Below are 16,368 nucleotides of genomic sequence, written 5' to 3' on the forward strand. Positions count from 1 at the left end.
AGAGATCTGCCGCCGGCAACGCTCCTCCGTCGCGCGGGCGCGGGAGCGCGCCCGCGCCGACCTCCGACGTGGGCGCGCGCGGCCGCCTGGGGCACCTCCGCTCCTCTACGTGCCCGCCGTGCCCGCCGTGCCTCCTTCGCGTCTCGCGCGCCCCCCAGGAAAAGACGCGACGGAAGGGGGAGGCGAGCGGTCTCTTGAAGCTCGACACCATACGCCGCTTGACGGCAGCTGCGAGGGTCGCCTAAACGAAGCCACCTTCATGGAGATTCACCTCGACAAGCGTGCCGTAAAGCAGATCCGCCTCTCTGCGGCGGATGCCGTTGAGGAAGGCGACACCGAAGCGCTGCGCGAGGACGTCCTCGAGGCGTTCTCGGAGGAGCAGGTCGAAGAGATCGAGCGTCGTCTGGACAGCGGTGATTTTTTTGAGTTCTTGACCGACGTGCTCGACGAGTGGGGGGGCGACGACGTGGACGAGCTCTTCGAGCTCCTCGAGACCCAGCTCGGCGACATCGGCATCGATCTGAAGTACGAGCCGCGCGAGGACGACGACGACCTCGACGAGGCCGACGACGACGACCTTGCCGACGACGACGAGGACGAGGACGGCGACGACGACGCCGAGCTGGAGCCCGAGGACGACGAGGACGACTGAGCGCGGTCGGCCCGCCGCCGCGGCGGCGCGCCGCGCGGCGTCCCCGCGTCAGGGGTCCTTGCCGCCGTCGAGCTCGCGGAGGATGTAGTCCGCGCACGGGCGAGGCGCCGCAGGGAGCGACGGACATATCGCGTGCGCGCAGCGCGCGTAGCGCGAGTCGGGGAGCTCCCGGGCAATCCGCGCCGCGGTGGCGCACGCCTCCTCGCTCCGACCCTCCTCGCGCCACAGCTTCGCCTCGGCCCAGAGCGCGTCGTCGCGCAGGATGGACGCGGGGTGGTCCGTGTAGAGCTTGCGCAGCTCGCGGCGCGCGGCCGCGCGATCGCCGAGCGCGTCGCGGTAGAGGCGCGCGATCTCGAGCTGCGCGTCGTCGAACTTCTCGCGGTCGTAGCTGCCGGTGACGGCTGGCTCGCGCGCCGAGAGCATCTCCCTCAGGTAGCCGATGGCCTCCTCGGGGCGCCCGAGGGACGCGGCGAGCTCCGCCGCGTGGAACAGGGCGTCGTCCGTCAAGCTGCCGACCGGATACGGGTGCGCGCGCGCGGCGGCGACGAGCGCGCGCAGCGCGGCCTCTCGATCTCCGCTCCGCTCGAGGAGGAGCGCGGTGTGGTAGGCGACGTCCTGATCGAGCTCCGTCCCGCGGAGCGCGGGGCCGTGCTGCCGCAGCCACGCGAGCGCGCCCGCCGCGCCGGCGCGGTCTTCTTCGCGCTGGATGAGCCGCTTCAGCGCGTTGCGCGCGAGCCCGTGCGACGGGCGGCGCAGCGTCGCCGCCAGCAGCATCGCGTAGCCCGCGTCCGCGTCGCCGTGCTCGATCGCGAGATCGGCGAGCTCGAACTCCGCGCGCTCCGAGCGCGGCCCGCGCGGCGAGTCGGCGAGCAGCCGCTCGTACGACGCGCGCGCCTCGCCCCAGGACTCCGCGCGCTCGAACGAGCGCGCCTGCATGAGGCGCGCCTCGTCGCGGTCCTTCACGCGCAGCGCCTGCGACGCGGCGTCGTCGAACGAGCGGGCCGCCTCGCGGTAGCGCCCCGCGTGGTAGGCGCGCTCGCCGGCGGTCATCGCGGTGAGGTAGGCGTCGCCGCGCGCCGGCGCGCACGCGGGGCCGAGCAGCGCGGCGATCGCGATCGCGAGGGCGAGCGCCGGCGCGGGGGCGTTCCTGGGGCGGCGGCTCATGCGCGCGCGCCCTCGGCGCCGCGATCGCGCGGCAGCGCCAGCACCTCGGCGAGCGCCTCGGCGAGGGCGCTCGCCGCGGGCGCGACCTGCTCCGGCGCGAGATCGAGGTGGGTCACGGCGCGGACGGCGCTCCGGCCCGTCGCCCCCACGAGCACGCCGCGCCGCCCGGCGGCCTCGACGAGCCGCTCCGCGGGGATGCCGGGCGTCTCGATGTAGAGGATGTTCGTCTCGGGCTCCTCGATCGTCGCGGGCGGCGCGCCCGTCGCGGACCGCGCCACCGCGCGAAGGGCCGCCGCGCGCAGCGCCCGCGCGATGGCGCGCGCGGCCTCGTGGTCCTCGGCGATGCGGCCTTGGTGGTGCGCGAGCGCGTACAGGGCGGCGGCCGCCAGCACGCCGGCCTGCCGCATGCCGCCGCCGAGCATCTTCCGGAAGCGCAGCGCGGCGCGGACCACGTCGGCGCTGCCGCACAGCGCGGAGCCGACGGGCGCGCCGAGGCCCTTCGAGAAGCAGACGCTCACCGTGTCGAACGGCGCGGCGAGCTCGGCGGGCGTTCGACCGGTGGCGACCGCCGCGTTCCAGAGGCGCGCCCCGTCGAGGTGCAGCGCGAGCCCGTGCGCGCGCGCGACCGACGCGATGGCGAGCACGTTCTCCTGCGGGAAGACGCGGCCGCCCGCGCGGTTGTGGGTGTTCTCTATCGCGACGAGGCGCGTGCGCGGGAGGTAGTACTGCGGCGGCTTGATCGCGTCCTCGACGTCGGCCGCCTTGAACAGGCCGCCGCGCCCGGCGAAGACGAACTGCACGCCGCTCCAGGCGGGCGCGGCGCCGCTCTCGTAGAACGCGCAGTGCGCGCCCTCGCCCGCGATCACCTCGTCGCCGCGCTGCGTGTGGCAGAGGAGCGCGATCTGGTTGCCCATCGTCCCGCTCGGCACGAAGAGCGCCGCCTCCTTGCCCGTGAGCTCCGCGACGCGCTCCTCGAGCGCCCGCACGGTGGGATCCTCCCGGTACACGTCGTCACCGACCTCGGCCGCGGCCATGGCGGCGCGCATGGCCGTGGTCGGCCGGGTGACGGTGTCGGAGCGGAGATCGATCGTCGCTTGCATCCTGGAACCTCGGCTGTCGGCGTCGGCCGACGTTGTAGCACCGCGTGGCGCCGCGCCCGCTACGCGGGGCTCGCCGCCGCGAGCCGCGGGAACCGCTCGGCCATCCGCCACGCGATGCGCGTCGCCATCGCCATGATCGGCACCTGCGAGTTCACGCCGATGCTCGTGGGGAGGATCGAGCCGTCGGCGACGAAGAGCCCCGGCAGCGCGAAGCACTCGCCGCTCTGATCGACGATCCCGCGCCGCGGATCGTTCGCGACCCGCGCGCTCCCGAGCGGGTGGAACGCCATGCACTCGATGCGGCGCGTGTCGATGGCCTCGCGCTCGGCCGCGCGCGCGGCGTCCATCGACGTGACCGGCGGCGCGCCGAGCAGCGCGGTGTAGACCTCGCGCGCGCCGGCGGCGAGCGCCATCTCGCTGAGGATCGTGATGGACCGGCGGAGCCGCGCGAGGTCGCGCGGCGCCATCGCGTACGAGACGAGCGGCTCCCGGCCGGGGCCGGGGCGGACGCGGCCGCCGCCCTCGTCGTGGATCATGGCACCGAAGACGGCGCAGCGCGACAGCGCGGCGGCGCGACGCCGCAGCGCGGGCCCGACGCCGGGCAGGCCCGCCGCGAGCACGTTCACCGCCGAGTAGACGCCGACGAGCTTGATCCCCTCGGCGTCGAAGTGGTCGGAGTAGACGCTCTGGAGCGCGCCGTCCCAGCCGTTGAGCGCGTCGTCGAACCGGGCGACAACGCGCACCGCGGGGTGCAGCGTCACGCCGTCGCCGAGCCCGGAGCTCGCCCCGAACGCGCCCGCCGTGCGGAGGAGCAGCGGCGTGTGCAGCGTGCCGCACGCGGCGACGACGGCCTTCGCGCGCACCCGGAACCGGCGCGGCGGGGCCCCCGGCTCGCCGCCGAGCAGCCTCCCCTCGACGCCTACGGCGCGCCCGCGCTTCACGCTGATCCGCTCGACCAGCGCGTCGGCGACCACGCGCGCGCCATGCGCGGTCGCCGACGGCAGGTAGGCGACGTCGACCGAGCGCTTCGCCCCGGCGGGGCAGGTGAAGTTGCACCGGCCGTTGCCCTCGCACGCGTCGCCGGTGTTGCGGCGGAGCGGGCGCATCGGGATGCCGAGCCGGCTCGCCCCCTCGACGAGCCGCGCCGTCGAGGCGGAGCGCAGCGCCTCGGGGACCTCGCGGACCTCTAGCCGATGCTCGACGCTGTCGTACGCCGCCTCGAGGGCGCGCTCCGACAGCTCGTCGAGGCCGAGGTCGCGGGTCCACCGCGCGTGGACGCTGCCCGGGATGCGGAAGCACACCCCGCCGGTTACGACCGACGATCCGCCGACGGCGCGCCCCAGGGTGAGCGAGATCATCGGCGTCTGGCCCACGCCGAACGCCGTGAACAGGCCGGCCTCGCGGAACAGCCGCCGCACCGACTCGCTGGGCTTCCAGCGCTGGTAGTCGTCAGGGCGAACGTAGGGGCCCTCCTCCAGCACGATCACGCGCCGCCCCGCCTCGGCGAGCAGCGCGGCGACGACCGCGCCGCCGGCGCCGGAGCCGACCACGACGACGTCGCACGGCTCGTCGAACCCCGCGGGCAGGTCGCGCCCGCTGACGATCGGCTCGCTCGACGCGATGCCGCCGTTCACGCGCCGCCCCCGGCGCCGAGCCCCGGCAGCCTGCGCCGCGCCGCGGTGCTCTCGCGGTCGAAGCCCGTCAGCGCGAGCTCCGCGCCCTCCTCGAAGGCCGCGATGCACATCGGCACCTTGAAGGCGAGGAGCAGCATCGCGAGGAGCCCGGAGCGGCTCGACTCGAGCGCCTCCAGGTACGCGAGCCGCCGGCCGAGCGAGAGCCGGCTCATCCGGCCGAAGGCGCCGATCACGAAGGGCGGCAGCAGCTCGAGGCAGGCGGCCAGCAGCGCGAAGCTGCGCCGGGTCTCGGGGCTGCCCTGCCGGAGCGCGAGATCCAGCGCCGCGACCGCGCGCTCGCACACCTCGGCGCCCGGCGGGGCGAGCTCCCCGCGCTCGTCCTCGTCGCAGAGCATCGCCTCGGCGGCGGCCCGCGCGACGCGCCGCGCCCACGGCGAGAGCCCGCGCCCGGCGCGCTCCCACCGCTCGATCCCTCGCGCGGCGCGCCCGGGCGCGCTCCCTCCCCCGTCCTCTTGCATGGCCGCGAGAGCCTAGCCCGGATCGACGCAGCGCCGAGGTCGAAGGCGGCGCGCGACGGGGTCGGGTGATCCCGGGCGCTTGGCTCGGCCACGCGGACGGGCTGTTCGCGTGCCATTGCAGAACGACATCCTGACGGTCCGCTGAAGGCGCGCGCCGTGCCGCGTCGAGCGCTGCGCCGCGGCGCGCGGATCGCTCTTCGCGGCCGCGCGCGGGCTGGCTGTCCGCCGCGGATCCGGTTCTGGTATTGAGCAGTGCGGCCGGGGGAGCACGGAGGAACGATGGCGGAGCGATCGCTGCAGCACCGGGATCCCGATAGCAAGGACGACGAGACGCTGAGGAGAGAGGCGCGCGTGCACCTCGCGAGCGAGCCGGCGCTGCAGCTCGTGGCCGAGCTGATCGCGCGGCTGCGCGAGCTCGATCTGCCGTGGTGGACGCCGGTCAAGCTGCGCGATCAGTTCGGCGCGGTCGAGCGGATGGGCTGGTTCCGCGAGCGGAGCGACGTGCGCCAGCAGATCACGACGTCCCTCACCGGCCTCTCGCCCAAGGCCGCCCGCCGCAAGACGCCCGACTTCCAGGGCGCGCTCATCGACTCCGTCATCGACGAGGGCGACATCACCCCGCGCGCGTTCGAGGACGCGTTCGATCCGCGCGATCTCGCGGTGTACGGCCCGGCCGGCGGCTACTGGCAGTTCTTCCGGGACTCGATGCCGTGGGATCAGGACACGCCGCAGCTCCAGGAGATCGTCGCCTGGCTGCTCAAGGCGCTGCTCGCGGATCGCAGCCCGTTCGAGGGCATCGGCAGGACGCCGATCCTGACGCCGTGGGACGTGCGCACGGCGATCGACGGCCGGCTGTGGCAGACCCGCATCCCGCTCGAGATCCGCGTCGCCATCGACAACGCGCGGCTCAAGCAGGAGCGCGAGCGCCCGGGCGTGCCGTTCCACGCCGACGGCGAGCTCGCGATCGCCGGGCCGGACGTCATCGCCGCGAACATCCCGCCGCGCGACATCCTCCCGGTGGTGCAGCTCGCGCAGAAGGCGATGCGCTTCGACGGGCCGCGGGCCGCCACGCCGAAGGCGGCGGCGCCGGTGGAGCTGTCGTCCGGCCGCGGCGGCGCGCCCGCTGCCGCTCCGCCGGCCGGAGCGGCAGCGCCTGCATCGGCGCCGGGGGCCTCCGCCCCCGTGTCGAAGCCGGCGGCGTCGGCGTCCGGCGGGCCCGTGTCGGGCCCGGCGGCGTCAGCGCCTGTGTCGTCCGGCGGCGGGCCCGTGTCGGCGCCGGCCTCCGGCTCGTCCGGCGGCGCGCCCGACGCGGGCCAGGCCGGCAAGGCCGCCGTGAGCGCCGCGCTCTTCGGGGCGGCCGGCTCGCCGCCGGGGGGCCTCGCGGCGTCGGTGAGCAGCCCGCCGGCCGGCTCCCCCGCGGGGCCGAAGGCCGCCGGCGGCATCACGCCGCCGAGCGCGATCGCCGCGAGGCCGCTCGCAGCGGCGGGCGCCGCGGCGGCGGTCTCACCGCAGGGGGCTGAGCCGTCGCGCAACAGGCTCCCGAGCGACCCTGGCACCTCGTCGGCGCGCGCATCGACGCCGCCCCCTCCGGCGGTGCGCCCGTCGACGCCTCCTGCGCCGCGCGCATCGACGCCGCCCGCGCCCCCGGCGTCGCGCGCGTCGACGCCGCCTGCGCCGAGCGCCTCGCCGGATGGGGCCAAGGTCGAGTCGCTCGACGACCTCGAAGAGGAGGACGACGACGAAGACGGCGACCGCGGCGCGCCCGAGAGCGAGCGCACGAATCCGTGGGCGACCTCGGGCGACGGGAAACCCAAGGATGACCTCGACGACATCGGCGATGTCGAGTCGGTGAAGTAGCGCCGCCGGAGCGCGGAGCGCCGTCCGCGAGCGGATGGCGCGCCCCTCCGTCATGGCGCCGCGCCGCGCTGCCCGCGGCGATCTTCATGTTTCTTCACACGCGCTCCTGAACATCCTTCACACGCGCTGCGCAGCTTCGAGGTGTCCCGGAGCCGCGCGTCTGCGGCTCCGGTCGTTGCTGCCCGGGGCGGCGCCCGCGTTCGGACGAACCGAGGCCGCGCGCACACGCCCCGTGCACGGATCGACGGCGGAGACGCTCACGGAGGGTACGCATCATGCTGGGATTCGTGGTTGGAACGGCCTGTCTGATAGGCCTCGTCATGACGTTGAAGCGCGGCTGCAGGTACGACTGCGGTGCGCCCTGGGGCGCTGGGCCGCGCTTCTTCGGGCGGCGCGGCTTCGGGGGGCACGGCTTCCGCCGTCGCTTCTTCCTGTCCTTCCTCTTCGATCGGCTCGGCACCACGCCGACGCAGGAGAAGGTCATCGTTGCGGCCATCGACGAGCTCCGCGCCGCCGCTGAGGCGCAGCGGAGCGAGATCCGCAGCACGCGCGCGGACGTCGCGGCGGCGATGCGGAGCCCGAGCTTCGACGAGACGCGCCTCGGCGAGCTCTTCGCGCGCCACGACACGGCCATCGAGTCGCTGCGCAGGGCCGCGGTCGGCGCGCTCGGGAAGGTCCACGCCGTGCTCGAGGACCGCCAGCGCGAGCAGCTCGCCGATCTCATCGAGATCGGGCCGGCCGCGTTCCGCGACATGTGGTCCGGCAGGGCCGGGTGGCGCGGCGACGATCCCTACAGGACCCACGGCCGGTGGGCGTGAAGGAGAAGACCATGATGCGACGCCAGATCACCATCGCGCTGCTCGCGCTCGGCACCGTCGCCGGTTTCGCCTCCGGCTTCTCCTCGCTGCGCTGCCGGGCGGAGGCCCGCCGCGACGCCTTCCAGCGCCACGTCGCCTCCATCTGCGTGGACGCCGCGCGGGAGGCCGATCGCTCCTGGCCGCGGGGCGCCCCGCGCGCGGTCCACGCGCCCGCGGCGGCCGACGCCGACACCGGCGCGGGTCCCTGAGCTATACAAGGGGTGAGCGGCGGCCGGTCGCCGCCGCACCTGCCCCCCGGGTCCTTCCATGGCGCTGCGGCTCCTGCTCATCGACGACGACACACGGCTCCACGCCTTGCTCGCGAGCTACCTCGAGCAGAACGGGTTCGCGGTGACCGTCGCGTGCGACGGCGCGCGCGGCCTCTCGGCGCTCGCCGCGGGCACCTTCGACGCCGTCCTGCTCGACGTGATGATGCCGGGCATGGACGGCATCGAGGTCGTCCGCCGCATTCGGCAGAAGAGCTCGATGCCGATCCTCATGCTCACCGCCCGCGGCGACGAGGCCGATCGCGTGGTCGGCCTCGAGATCGGCGCCGACGACTACATCGCGAAGCCCTTCAGCCCGCGCGAGCTGCTCGCGCGCCTCCGTGCGGTGCTCCGGCGGGCCACGCCCGACGCCGCCGGCGAGCGGATCGTGGCCGGCGACATCGCCATCGACGTGCCCGGCCGCGTCGTCACCGTGTCGGGCAAGCCCGCCGATCTCACCGGCATCGAGTTCGACATCCTCGTCGCCCTCGCGCGGCGCGCCGGCCGCGTCGTCGCCCGGGACGCGCTCCTCGAGGAGGCCGGCCGCGGCGACGTCAACGTCGGCGGGCGGACGGTCGACGTGCACATCTCGCACCTGCGGCAGAAGCTGTCCGACGACCCGAGGTCGCCGAGGCTCATCAAGACGGTGCGCGGCGTCGGCTACGTGCTCGCCAAGGACCGCGTGTGAGGAGGCGGTACCGGTCCTGGCTCTACGAGAACGGGCGCAAGGTCTCGATCGGCCGCTTCGTGAGCGCGCGGCTGCACCGCCGGATCTTCATGTGGTTCGGCGCGACCATCCTGATCACCGCGCTCGCCGCCGTCGCCACGATCGGGGCCATCGATCGCGTCGGCAACTCCGGCTGGCGGCGCGAGCACGCCCGCGCCCAGTCGTTCGTGGCCCACGAGTTCGAGCGCGTATGGGGCGATCCCGCGGCCCGCGACGCCCTCGCCCGCGCGTTCGCCGAGGATCTCGAGATTGACCTGGAGCTCGTCGACCCGACCGGGCGGCGGCTCGCGAGGTACGGCCAGCCCTGCCGGGCGCAGACCCTGGTCGCCCCGGTCCGCGACGAGGGGGGGCCGCTCGGCACCGTGCTCCTCTGCCCCGCCCGCGGCCGCTCCGGCGGATCGCTCCGGTTCGCCCTGCCGCTGCTCGCCGTGGCCATCGTCATGTGGGGGGCCTCGGGCCTCATCGCGCGCCGCCTCGCCCGCCCGCTCGTCGATCTCGCCCACGTCGCGCACGAAATCGGGGCCGGCAAGCTGTCGAGCCGCGTCCGGCTCGACTGCCACGGACAGCAGGGCGAGGTCGGCATCGTCGCCGAGGCGGTGAACGACATGGCCGCGCGCATCGAGCGCCAGATCGCTGACCAGAGAGAGCTCCTCGCCGCCGTGTCGCACGAGCTCCGCACGCCGCTCGCCCGCATCCGCCTGCTGACGGAGATGGCCCGCGAGGGCGGCGGGCCGAGCGCCTGCGTGCTCGACGACCTCGACCGCGAGGTCATGGAGATCGACGCGCTCGTCGGCGACCTCCTGGCCAGCTCGCGCCTCGACTTCGCGGCCCTCACCGTGGCCCGCCTCGACCCGGCCGAGGCCGGGATCCGCGCCCTGGAGCGCGCAGGGCTGGATCCGACGCTGCTGGAGGTCGTCGAGGGGACGCCGGCGCTCCAGGCGGACGCGACGCTGCTGGCGCGCGCCCTCGCCAACTTGCTGGAGAACGCGCGCGCGCACGCTGGCGGGGCCGAGCGGCTGCGGGTCCGTCCCGGCGGCCAGCGCGGCGTCGTCTTCGAGGTCGAGGATCGCGGGCCCGGGTTCGCGGACGGGGAGGAGACGCGCATCTTCGAGGCGTTCTTCCGGCGCGAGCGGGGGCAGGGCGGCGAGAGCGGCGCCGAGCGCGGCTCGCTCGGCCTCGGCCTGGCGCTGTGCAAGCGCATCGCCGAGGCGCACGGGGGCCGCGCGTTCGCCGAGCGCCGCGAGGGCGGCGGGGCGCGCGTCGGCATCGAGCTCGCGCTGCGTCCGCCAACCAGCGCCGCGCGCCCACAGGGACGCGACAGGGAAGCAGACGGAGCAAACAGAGCAGACAGAGCAGACAGAGCAGACAGAGCAATCAGAGCAAACAGAGCAGACAGAGCGGCCCGCCCTCGCCGCGCGTAGCGTTCCCGCTTGACCGCGCGATGGGGCGGGTGCGACGCTCCCCGTGCTCGCGACCATGCGAATCCTCCTCTGCGAAGATCAGGACGCGATCCGGCGCATGATCGAGGCGCTGGTCGGAGCGAGTGGTCACGAGGTGATCGGCGTGGGCACCGGCCGCGAGGCGGTGGAGCGCGCCCTGACCGAGCCCTTCGACGTGCTGCTGCTCGACCTGATGCTGCCCGGGAGCATGGATGGCTTCGAGGTCTGCGAGCGCCTCCGCGCGCACCCGGGCACCTCCGGCCTGCCGATCCTCGTGATCAGCGCCCTCGACGATCACGAGGCGCGCGCCCGCGCCTTGAAGCTCGGCGCGACCGCCTACTACGCCAAGCCGTTCCGGCCCCTCGAGCTCCTGGAGCACATCGGCGGGCTCAAGGCCGCGCGGCGGGCCTGAGGCGAGGCCCCGCCCCGACGGGAGCCGTCCGTCGGCGCAACGCAACGGAGCGCTGGAAGATGGCGCCCGTTTTGGCTACACCCGGCCGTCATGGACACTCGGTGGCGCTGGGTCATGGCTTCGACGCTCGCGGCGGTCGCCCTCGCGGGGCTCGCGGGCTGCGAGGGGGATAAGAGCAAGGCGCAGGTCGCCGCCGACGCCGGCGCGCTCGACGCCGGCCCGCCGCTGCCGGTCGTCGGCGGCAAGCTCGGCGCGGCGCTCGCGGAGGCGGCGGCGGGCGGCACCGAGAAGAAGGGGCCAGCGGCGGGCGGCGCGGCGGGCGGGCCGCCGGAGAGCGGCGTGTTCTCGGCGTCCGAAGCGGCCGCCGCGCTGCCGAAGGACGTGCCTTACAAGATCGAGGTCGTCAGCGACGGCAGCGAGCCGCGGGCCAGGCTCGCCCCGAAGATCGACCCGAAATCCGAGCAGAAGCTCGACATCACGCTCGGGCTGCGCATGGGCGGGCCGCAGGGGCTGCCGAACCTGGAGCTCGGCGTGAGCTTCAAGGCGGAGAAGCCGGCGGACGCGCCCAAGGAGGGCGCGGCCGCGCCCGCGGCGAGCGCGGCTCCGACGAGGGTGATCGCGAAGATCACGTCGGCGATGCTCGCCTCGATGTCGATCGGCGGCCCGCCGAAGCAGCTCGCCGACGCGCTCGCGAAGCTGAAGGGGAGCGCGTTGCGGTACGAGCTCTCGCCGGCGAACGCGGTCAGCAACCTCCAGTTCGAGCTCTCCAAGGACGCCGATCCAGGGCTCCAGCCGCTGATCGGCGCGCTCGGGGAGGCCATCACGCTCCTCACGCCGCCGCTCCCGGACAAGCCCGTCGGCGCAGGCGCCTACTGGATGGTCACCGATCGCGTGGTGGCGTCGGGCGCGCAGCTGCCGGTGCTGCGGTACCGGGTCTTCAAGATCGAGAAGGTGGAGGGAGGCGTCGTCTCGCTCAGCGTGGACACGCGCCAGTACGCGGAAGGGGCCGACCTCAAGCTGCCGAGCCCGAACGGGGAGATCACGATGACCATCGACCGGCTCGACTCCTCGGGCAAGGGCACGCTCACCTGGTCGCCGTCGAGCTTCGTGCCCGGCGTGGCCGACGCCTCGCAGCGGCTCCAGGCGTTGCTTGTGCCGCCCGGCGCCACCGCCCAGCAGGCCGCCGCTCAGCGCAGCGTCGCCCAGGTGGAGCTCACCGCGAAGTTCGCGGCGCCGGCAGCGCAGTAGCGCCGGTCCGCCGGGCGGGGGCGCGGCAGCTCTCGCCGGGGCCACGCCCTGCCGCCCGGGGCACACGGAGCGGCTCTCGCGCATCGGGCGGTGTGAGCGCATCGCCCTGGCGGCTGTGCACTTCCGTGCGAGCGTTCGCGCCTGCATCTCCCGCCGCGCGGCCGTGCGGTCTTCCAGGACGCAGGCGTGCGTCCCGGTCGCTGACCGCGAGCGATGGAAACCGTGGAGACCGCGACCAACCCTGGAGCGGCGCCGCGGTGCCGGGGGTGTTGGCTAATCCCGTGCATGAGCGCCCGTGCGGGGAGGCGTGACGGCTGTCCGACCCGGCTGCCAGAGGCGGGTGAGCAGACCGAGCCACGGTGCAGACGCATGACGTACGGGTGCGAGCGGAACATGCGCGGGTGCAGCCTCGAGGCGTACATCGAGGAGCCGGGCCTCACGGAAGGGCAGCGCCGGCGGCTGCGGCTGTTCCAGACGGTGGAGGAGGCCGTGAGCCGTCGCGTGGAGCGGCTGTGCACGTCCAGCGAGATCGAGGTGACGGACGCGGCGATCCTCGTCGTGTCCCCGGCGGCGCGCCGGGCGTTTTTCCGGATCGACGCGCGGGGCAGCGCGGAGGCGCCGGGCGCGAGCGTCATCGTCGACCACCGCGCGCGGCTCCACGAGTTCCTGCACGCGGTGCTGCCGCCCGTGGACGAGGCGCCGTTCGATCCGTACGTCGACCTGCTCGCGCCGTCTCCTCCCCAGTGCGTCCGCGTGCTCATCGTGGACGAGGACTCGCTCACGGTCCTGAATTACGGCGCGTTCGTGGTGGTGAACCTCGACCGCAGGGAGATGCCGAAGGCCTAGCTCCCGCGTCGGAGGTCAGAAGCGCACGGTGAGGCGGAACGGGTCGAGGGCGGCGCGCGGCGGGGGCTGCTTGCGCGGGGCGCCGGCGGGATCGCGGTCGAAGACCATCACGAGCACGCCGACGCCCGCCGCGAGGAGGCCGGCGCCGGCGACGATGTCGCCCGCGAGCGCCTGGGCGCGCGCGGCGTCGGCCGCGCCCCCGTCCCGCGTCGGTGCGTCCGACGCGCTCGCGACCCCGAGCAGCCCGATGGCCGCGCCGGCCGCCACGGTGGTCAGACCGCCGGCGACCAGCACGATCGGCACCACGCGGCTCGGCGCAGCGTCGGGCGCGGAGCTCGGCGCGGCGCCGCGCAGGACCGGTCTGGCCGGAGCGACGCTCGCTGGAGCGCTCGTCGAGGACACCCTCGGCCCGGCGGGCGCTGCCGGCGCGACGACCTCGCGCTCGAGGCTCAGCACGACGACGGCGCGGCTCCCCGGCGCCGCTGCGACGCTCCGCTCGGCCTCGCGGTAGCCCGGCGCGCTCGCGGTCACCGTGTGATCCCCCGGGTTGACCGGGCGCGGGCGATCGAGCGCCGCCGCGGGCACCACGACGCCGTCGATCTTCACCTCGAGGCCGGCGGCGTCGCCCGGGGAGAGCCGCAGCTCGAGCGCCGCGACCTTGTGCTCGAGCTCCTGGATCGCCTGCCGCGCGAGCTTCTCGTACCCTTTTGTCGCAGGCGCGGACGGCTCGACAAGGAACGCGCGGAAGTTCTCCAGCGCCTCGACGAGCTGCCCCGTCTGCTGCTGGGCCACCCCGAGGCTGTAGAGCGTGATCGGCGCGCGCTTGATCGCGAGCGAGCGCTCGTACCGCTCCCGCGCCTGCTCCCAGCGCCCCTGCCTCGCGAGCTCGGAGGCCTCGATGAAGATCTCGCGCGCGACTGCGACGTCGGCCGCGCTCTGGGCCGCGGCGGGCGCGGGGGCGGCGAGCATCGCCGCCGCGACGAGGAGCGCCAGGGCGCCCGAGAGCGGGCGCGTCCGCCGCGGCGTCACGGCCTGAACCGCTCCCCGTCGGGCACCAGCGAGAACCCCTCGAGCCCGGACCACAAGATGAGCTCGGTCCCCGTCCACACGCCCACGCCGTAGGTGTGCTGCTTGCCCGCGGCCGACATGTTCGCTCCCCACGCCATCGTCATCGGATCGTACAGCTTCCCGTCTCGCCTGAGCGTCAGGCCGCTCCGCCCGCCGGCGACGAGCGCGTGCGCGCCGGTCCACCCGGTCCAGCCGGTGCGCCGCTCGACGCGGCTGCGCTCCGAGGGGGCCCCCTTGTCGTCGATCCCGCGCCACGCGTCGGCCACCGGATCGTAGATAGCGCCGCCCTTGCGGGCGCCGCCCTCCTGGTCCTGCCCGCCCCAGACGAGGAGCCGATCGCCCATCCAGACCGCGAACGCTTCGGTCCTCGGGCTCGGCGCGTCGGCGCTGGGCAGCGACCGCCACACGTCGGTGGTGGGGTTGTAGGCGTAGCCCTCGTTCGTTGTCGCCTCGCCGGCTTCCCCGCCGAACAGGTAGAGCTCCGTGCCCGACCAGGCCCACGCGACGCCTTCGCGCGCGGGGGCCGCGCCGGCGCTGGAGGCCGGCGTCCATGCGTCGGCGACCGGGTTGTAGAGCCCGCCGCCGGCGACCGGGGCGCCGCCCTCGTTGCCGCCCCAGATCAGGAGGCGCGTGCCGGTCCACACGCCGATCGGCATCCGCCGCGCCGCGGGGGCGTTGGTGGTGCTCATCGCGCGCCAGGTCCGCGTCGCCGGGTCGTACACGCCGCCGGTGGACAGGCCGAAGGGGCTCGCGAACGAGCCGCCGCCCCAGACGAGCACCCGGGAGCCCGTCCACGCCGCGGCCGCGAGCACGCGCGGCGAGGGGGCGCCCTCGTTGCCCAGCGTCGACCAGGTGTCGCGCGCCGGATCGTAGAGCGCCCCGTCGCCCACGTCCCCGACCGACGTGCGGCCGCCCCACAGGAAGAGCGCGTTCCCGATCCAGGTCGCCGCGGCCATCTGCCGCGGCGCGGGCGCGCCGGCCCTCGTCATCGGGGCCCACGCGGGGGTGCACTGGCCGGTGCGGCACTCGCGCCCGCTCAGGCAGGCGTTCCCGCATGCGCCGCAGTGCTCGGCCGAGCCCAGGCTGACGCACTTGCCCTCGCAGGCCACGAGGCCGCCTCCGCAGGGCGGGATGCAGGCGCCGCCGGAGCAGATCTCGCCCCCGCTGCAGTCCGCGCTGGTGCAGCACTGGCGGCACGCGACGAGGCTGCAGCACTGCTCTCCGTCGGCGCAGCCCGTGCTCTTGCACCTCGCGCCGCCGTCTTCGCACACGTCGGCGGTGCAGCCGTCGCCGTCCGAGCAGTCCTCGTCCGAGCAGCAGGCGCGGCAGGCCGTGCCGCAGTCGTGCGGCGTGAGCGCCCCGCACGCGCACGCGCCGGAGACGCACACGGCGCCCGGCTTGCAGGTGGTGCTGCACGCGCCGCAGTGCCGCGGATCCCTGGTGAGATCGGACTCGCAGCCCGGGGCGATCGGGTCGCAGTCCGCGAAGCCCTCGTCGCACACCAGCTCGCCTCGGTCGCAGCGCTGATGCGGCCCCGCGGCGACGCCGCACGCGCCGCAGTGGAACGGGCTGAGCTGCGTGTCGACGCACGAGGAGTCGCACACGGCGAGGCCGGCGGCGCAGCCGGCGGCGCACGCCACGCCGTCGCAGTAGGCCGCCTCCGGCGCGCACCGCACGTCGCACGCGCCGCAGGTCGTCGGGTCGATGGCGATCGCCTCGCAGCCGGGCGCGCCGTCGCAGTCGAGGCGCCCGCTCGCGCAGGCGCAGCCGCTGCTCCCATCGCAGATCATGCCGCTCGCGCAGGCATCCCCGCAGGCCCGGCAGTCCGCCTCTGTCCCGAGCGTGGCCTCGCAGCCGTCGTCGGGCGAGCCGTTGCAGTCGGCGTACCCCGGAGCGCACCCGCACACGCCGGCCCGGCACTCCTTGTTCGGCCCGCAGGTGACGCCGCAGGCGCCGCAGTTCGCGCGATCCGAGGAGCTGTCGATCTCGCACCCGGTGTCGTGGAGGTTGTCGCAGTCGAGGAGCGGCGGCGCGCACGCGCACTGCCCCGCGTCGCAGATCGCGCCCGAGGGGCAACGGAGCGAGCAACCGCCGCAGCGCTCGGGATCGCTCTTGAGATCGACCTCGCAGCCGTTGGTGACGACGTTCCCGTCGCAGTTGTCGAAGCCGAAGACGCACTCGGACGAGCAGTGGCCGCCCACGCAGAGGGTGTGCGGGCACGGCACGCCGCACGCGCCGCAGTGCGACGGGTCGTTCAGCACGTTGGTGCACGACCCGCCGCAGCACGACTCCCCGTCACCGCACGCGTTGCCGCAGGCGCCGCAGTGCTCCCGGTTCTCGCCCAGCGCGACGCACGTACCGCCGCAGCAGGCGCCGTCCGGGCAGTCGGGCGCGCAGCCGCCGCCCGTCGAGGTCGCGCCGTGGCCGCCCTCGGAAGGTTTGTCGGAGAGGGCGCTCTCCGCGAGCAGCGAGCAGGCGCCGGTGAGCACGGCCAGCGCGAGCAGCAGCGGCCAGCGCGCGCCGGTCGTCGGCCTTCGATGTCGCGTCTCGCGCGCGGGGCTTTCCTGGGAAGACATCGCG

15 protein-coding genes are annotated in these 16,368 nt (G+C 75.2%); 9 read left to right on the forward strand and 6 right to left on the reverse strand.

All coding sequences use genetic code 11. The annotated features are described in order from the left end of the window. Nucleotides 1–259: 259 nt before the first annotated feature. A complete protein-coding gene (locus tag WME97_RS11080; RefSeq protein WP_437551866.1) occupies nt 260–652 on the forward strand; it encodes a hypothetical protein in 393 nt (130 codons plus the stop codon). A gap of 48 nt (nt 653–700) precedes the next feature. On the opposite strand, the gene WME97_RS11085 is transcribed toward WME97_RS11080, so the two are convergent. Genes WME97_RS11085 through WME97_RS11100 form a run of 4 tightly spaced genes read right to left on the reverse strand, consistent with a single transcriptional unit; the run spans nt 701 to nt 5,068 of the window. Next, nucleotides 701–1,816, reverse strand: coding sequence for a tetratricopeptide repeat protein (locus tag WME97_RS11085; protein WP_437551867.1), 1,116 nt, complete (start codon nt 1,814–1,816; stop codon nt 701–703). After that, nucleotides 1,813–2,916, reverse strand: a complete 1,104-nt coding sequence (gene ltaE / locus WME97_RS11090; RefSeq protein ID WP_437551868.1) for a low-specificity L-threonine aldolase — start codon at nt 2,914–2,916, stop codon at nt 1,813–1,815. Before ltaE ends, WME97_RS11085 begins: the two co-directional genes overlap by 4 nt. Before the next feature lie 59 nt (nt 2,917–2,975). Further along, a complete protein-coding gene (locus WME97_RS11095) occupies nt 2,976–4,550 on the reverse strand; it encodes a GMC family oxidoreductase N-terminal domain-containing protein (protein WP_437551869.1) in 1,575 nt (524 codons plus the stop codon). Next, a complete protein-coding gene (locus tag WME97_RS11100) occupies nt 4,547–5,068 on the reverse strand; it encodes a hypothetical protein (protein ID WP_437551870.1) in 522 nt (173 codons plus the stop codon). The genes WME97_RS11095 and WME97_RS11100 overlap by 4 nt, the downstream gene beginning before the upstream one ends. Before the next feature lie 279 nt (nt 5,069–5,347). Between WME97_RS11100 and WME97_RS11105 the strand changes: the two genes are divergently transcribed. The 8 genes from WME97_RS11105 to WME97_RS11140 all read left to right on the forward strand — a co-directional run bounded on the left by WME97_RS11105 (nt 5,348) and on the right by WME97_RS11140 (nt 12,720). Next, nucleotides 5,348–6,925, forward strand: a complete 1,578-nt coding sequence (locus tag WME97_RS11105; protein WP_437551871.1) for a hypothetical protein — start codon at nt 5,348–5,350, stop codon at nt 6,923–6,925. Nucleotides 6,926–7,200: 275 nt separating this feature from the next. Continuing rightward, on the forward strand, nt 7,201–7,743 hold the full coding sequence (locus tag WME97_RS11110; protein ID WP_437551872.1) for a Spy/CpxP family protein refolding chaperone: 543 nt from the start codon (nt 7,201–7,203) through the stop codon (nt 7,741–7,743). An 11-nt stretch (nt 7,744–7,754) separates the two neighbouring features. Further along, a complete protein-coding gene (locus WME97_RS11115; protein WP_437551873.1) occupies nt 7,755–7,991 on the forward strand; it encodes a hypothetical protein in 237 nt (78 codons plus the stop codon). Nucleotides 7,992–8,049: 58 nt separating this feature from the next. Next, a complete protein-coding gene (locus tag WME97_RS11120) occupies nt 8,050–8,736 on the forward strand; it encodes a response regulator (protein ID WP_437551874.1) in 687 nt (228 codons plus the stop codon). After that, nucleotides 8,733–10,196, forward strand: a complete 1,464-nt coding sequence (locus WME97_RS11125; protein WP_437551875.1) for an ATP-binding protein — start codon at nt 8,733–8,735, stop codon at nt 10,194–10,196. Before WME97_RS11120 ends, WME97_RS11125 begins: the two co-directional genes overlap by 4 nt. Nucleotides 10,197–10,251: 55 nt before the next feature. Beyond that, nucleotides 10,252–10,626 (forward strand): response regulator, encoded by a 375-nt coding sequence (locus WME97_RS11130; protein WP_437551876.1) that lies wholly within the window; start codon nt 10,252–10,254, stop codon nt 10,624–10,626. A 90-nt stretch (nt 10,627–10,716) separates the two neighbouring features. Continuing rightward, nucleotides 10,717–11,874, forward strand: coding sequence for a hypothetical protein (locus WME97_RS11135; protein WP_437551877.1), 1,158 nt, complete (start codon nt 10,717–10,719; stop codon nt 11,872–11,874). Between the two features lie 369 nt (nt 11,875–12,243). Next, complete coding sequence (locus WME97_RS11140) at nt 12,244–12,720, forward strand: hypothetical protein (RefSeq protein WP_157906600.1); 477 nt, start codon at nt 12,244–12,246, stop codon at nt 12,718–12,720. A 15-nt stretch (nt 12,721–12,735) separates the two neighbouring features. Here the strand turns inward: WME97_RS11140 and WME97_RS11145 are convergent, their stop codons facing one another. Further along, the gene (locus WME97_RS11145; RefSeq protein WP_437551878.1) at nt 12,736–13,749 is read right to left on the reverse strand and encodes a hypothetical protein; all 1,014 of its coding nucleotides are present in this window, start codon (nt 13,747–13,749) and stop codon (nt 12,736–12,738) included. Then, on the reverse strand, nt 13,746–16,364 hold the full coding sequence (locus WME97_RS11150; protein ID WP_437551879.1) for a Kelch repeat-containing protein: 2,619 nt from the start codon (nt 16,362–16,364) through the stop codon (nt 13,746–13,748). Before WME97_RS11150 ends, WME97_RS11145 begins: the two co-directional genes overlap by 4 nt. Nucleotides 16,365–16,368: the final 4 nt, after the last annotated feature.

It is taken from the genome of Sorangium sp. So ce367, from assembly GCF_051520455.1.
Lineage (GTDB): Bacteria > Myxococcota_A > Polyangia > Polyangiales > Polyangiaceae > Sorangium > Sorangium cellulosum_B.

What these genes read in the sequence shown, in the direction of transcription:
- WME97_RS11130 (WP_437551876.1), top strand. Translation starts at nt 10,252, where the DNA reads ATGCGAATCCTCCTCTGCGAAGATCAGGACGCGATCCGGCGCATGATC.
- WME97_RS11135 (WP_437551877.1), top strand. Translation starts at nt 10,717, where the DNA reads ATGGACACTCGGTGGCGCTGGGTCATGGCTTCGACGCTCGCGGCGGTC.
- WME97_RS11140 (WP_157906600.1), top strand. Translation starts at nt 12,244, where the DNA reads ATGACGTACGGGTGCGAGCGGAACATGCGCGGGTGCAGCCTCGAGGCG.
- WME97_RS11105 (WP_437551871.1), top strand. Translation starts at nt 5,348, where the DNA reads ATGGCGGAGCGATCGCTGCAGCACCGGGATCCCGATAGCAAGGACGAC.
- WME97_RS11100 (WP_437551870.1), bottom strand. Translation starts at nt 5,068, where the DNA reads ATGCAAGAGGACGGGGGAGGGAGCGCGCCCGGGCGCGCCGCGCGAGGG.
- WME97_RS11080 (WP_437551866.1), top strand. Translation starts at nt 260, where the DNA reads ATGGAGATTCACCTCGACAAGCGTGCCGTAAAGCAGATCCGCCTCTCT.
- WME97_RS11120 (WP_437551874.1), top strand. Translation starts at nt 8,050, where the DNA reads ATGGCGCTGCGGCTCCTGCTCATCGACGACGACACACGGCTCCACGCC.
- WME97_RS11115 (WP_437551873.1), top strand. Translation starts at nt 7,755, where the DNA reads ATGATGCGACGCCAGATCACCATCGCGCTGCTCGCGCTCGGCACCGTC.
- WME97_RS11150 (WP_437551879.1), bottom strand. Translation starts at nt 16,364, where the DNA reads ATGTCTTCCCAGGAAAGCCCCGCGCGCGAGACGCGACATCGAAGGCCG.
- WME97_RS11110 (WP_437551872.1), top strand. Translation starts at nt 7,201, where the DNA reads ATGCTGGGATTCGTGGTTGGAACGGCCTGTCTGATAGGCCTCGTCATG.
- ltaE (WP_437551868.1), bottom strand. Translation starts at nt 2,916, where the DNA reads ATGCAAGCGACGATCGATCTCCGCTCCGACACCGTCACCCGGCCGACC.
- WME97_RS11085 (WP_437551867.1), bottom strand. Translation starts at nt 1,816, where the DNA reads ATGAGCCGCCGCCCCAGGAACGCCCCCGCGCCGGCGCTCGCCCTCGCG.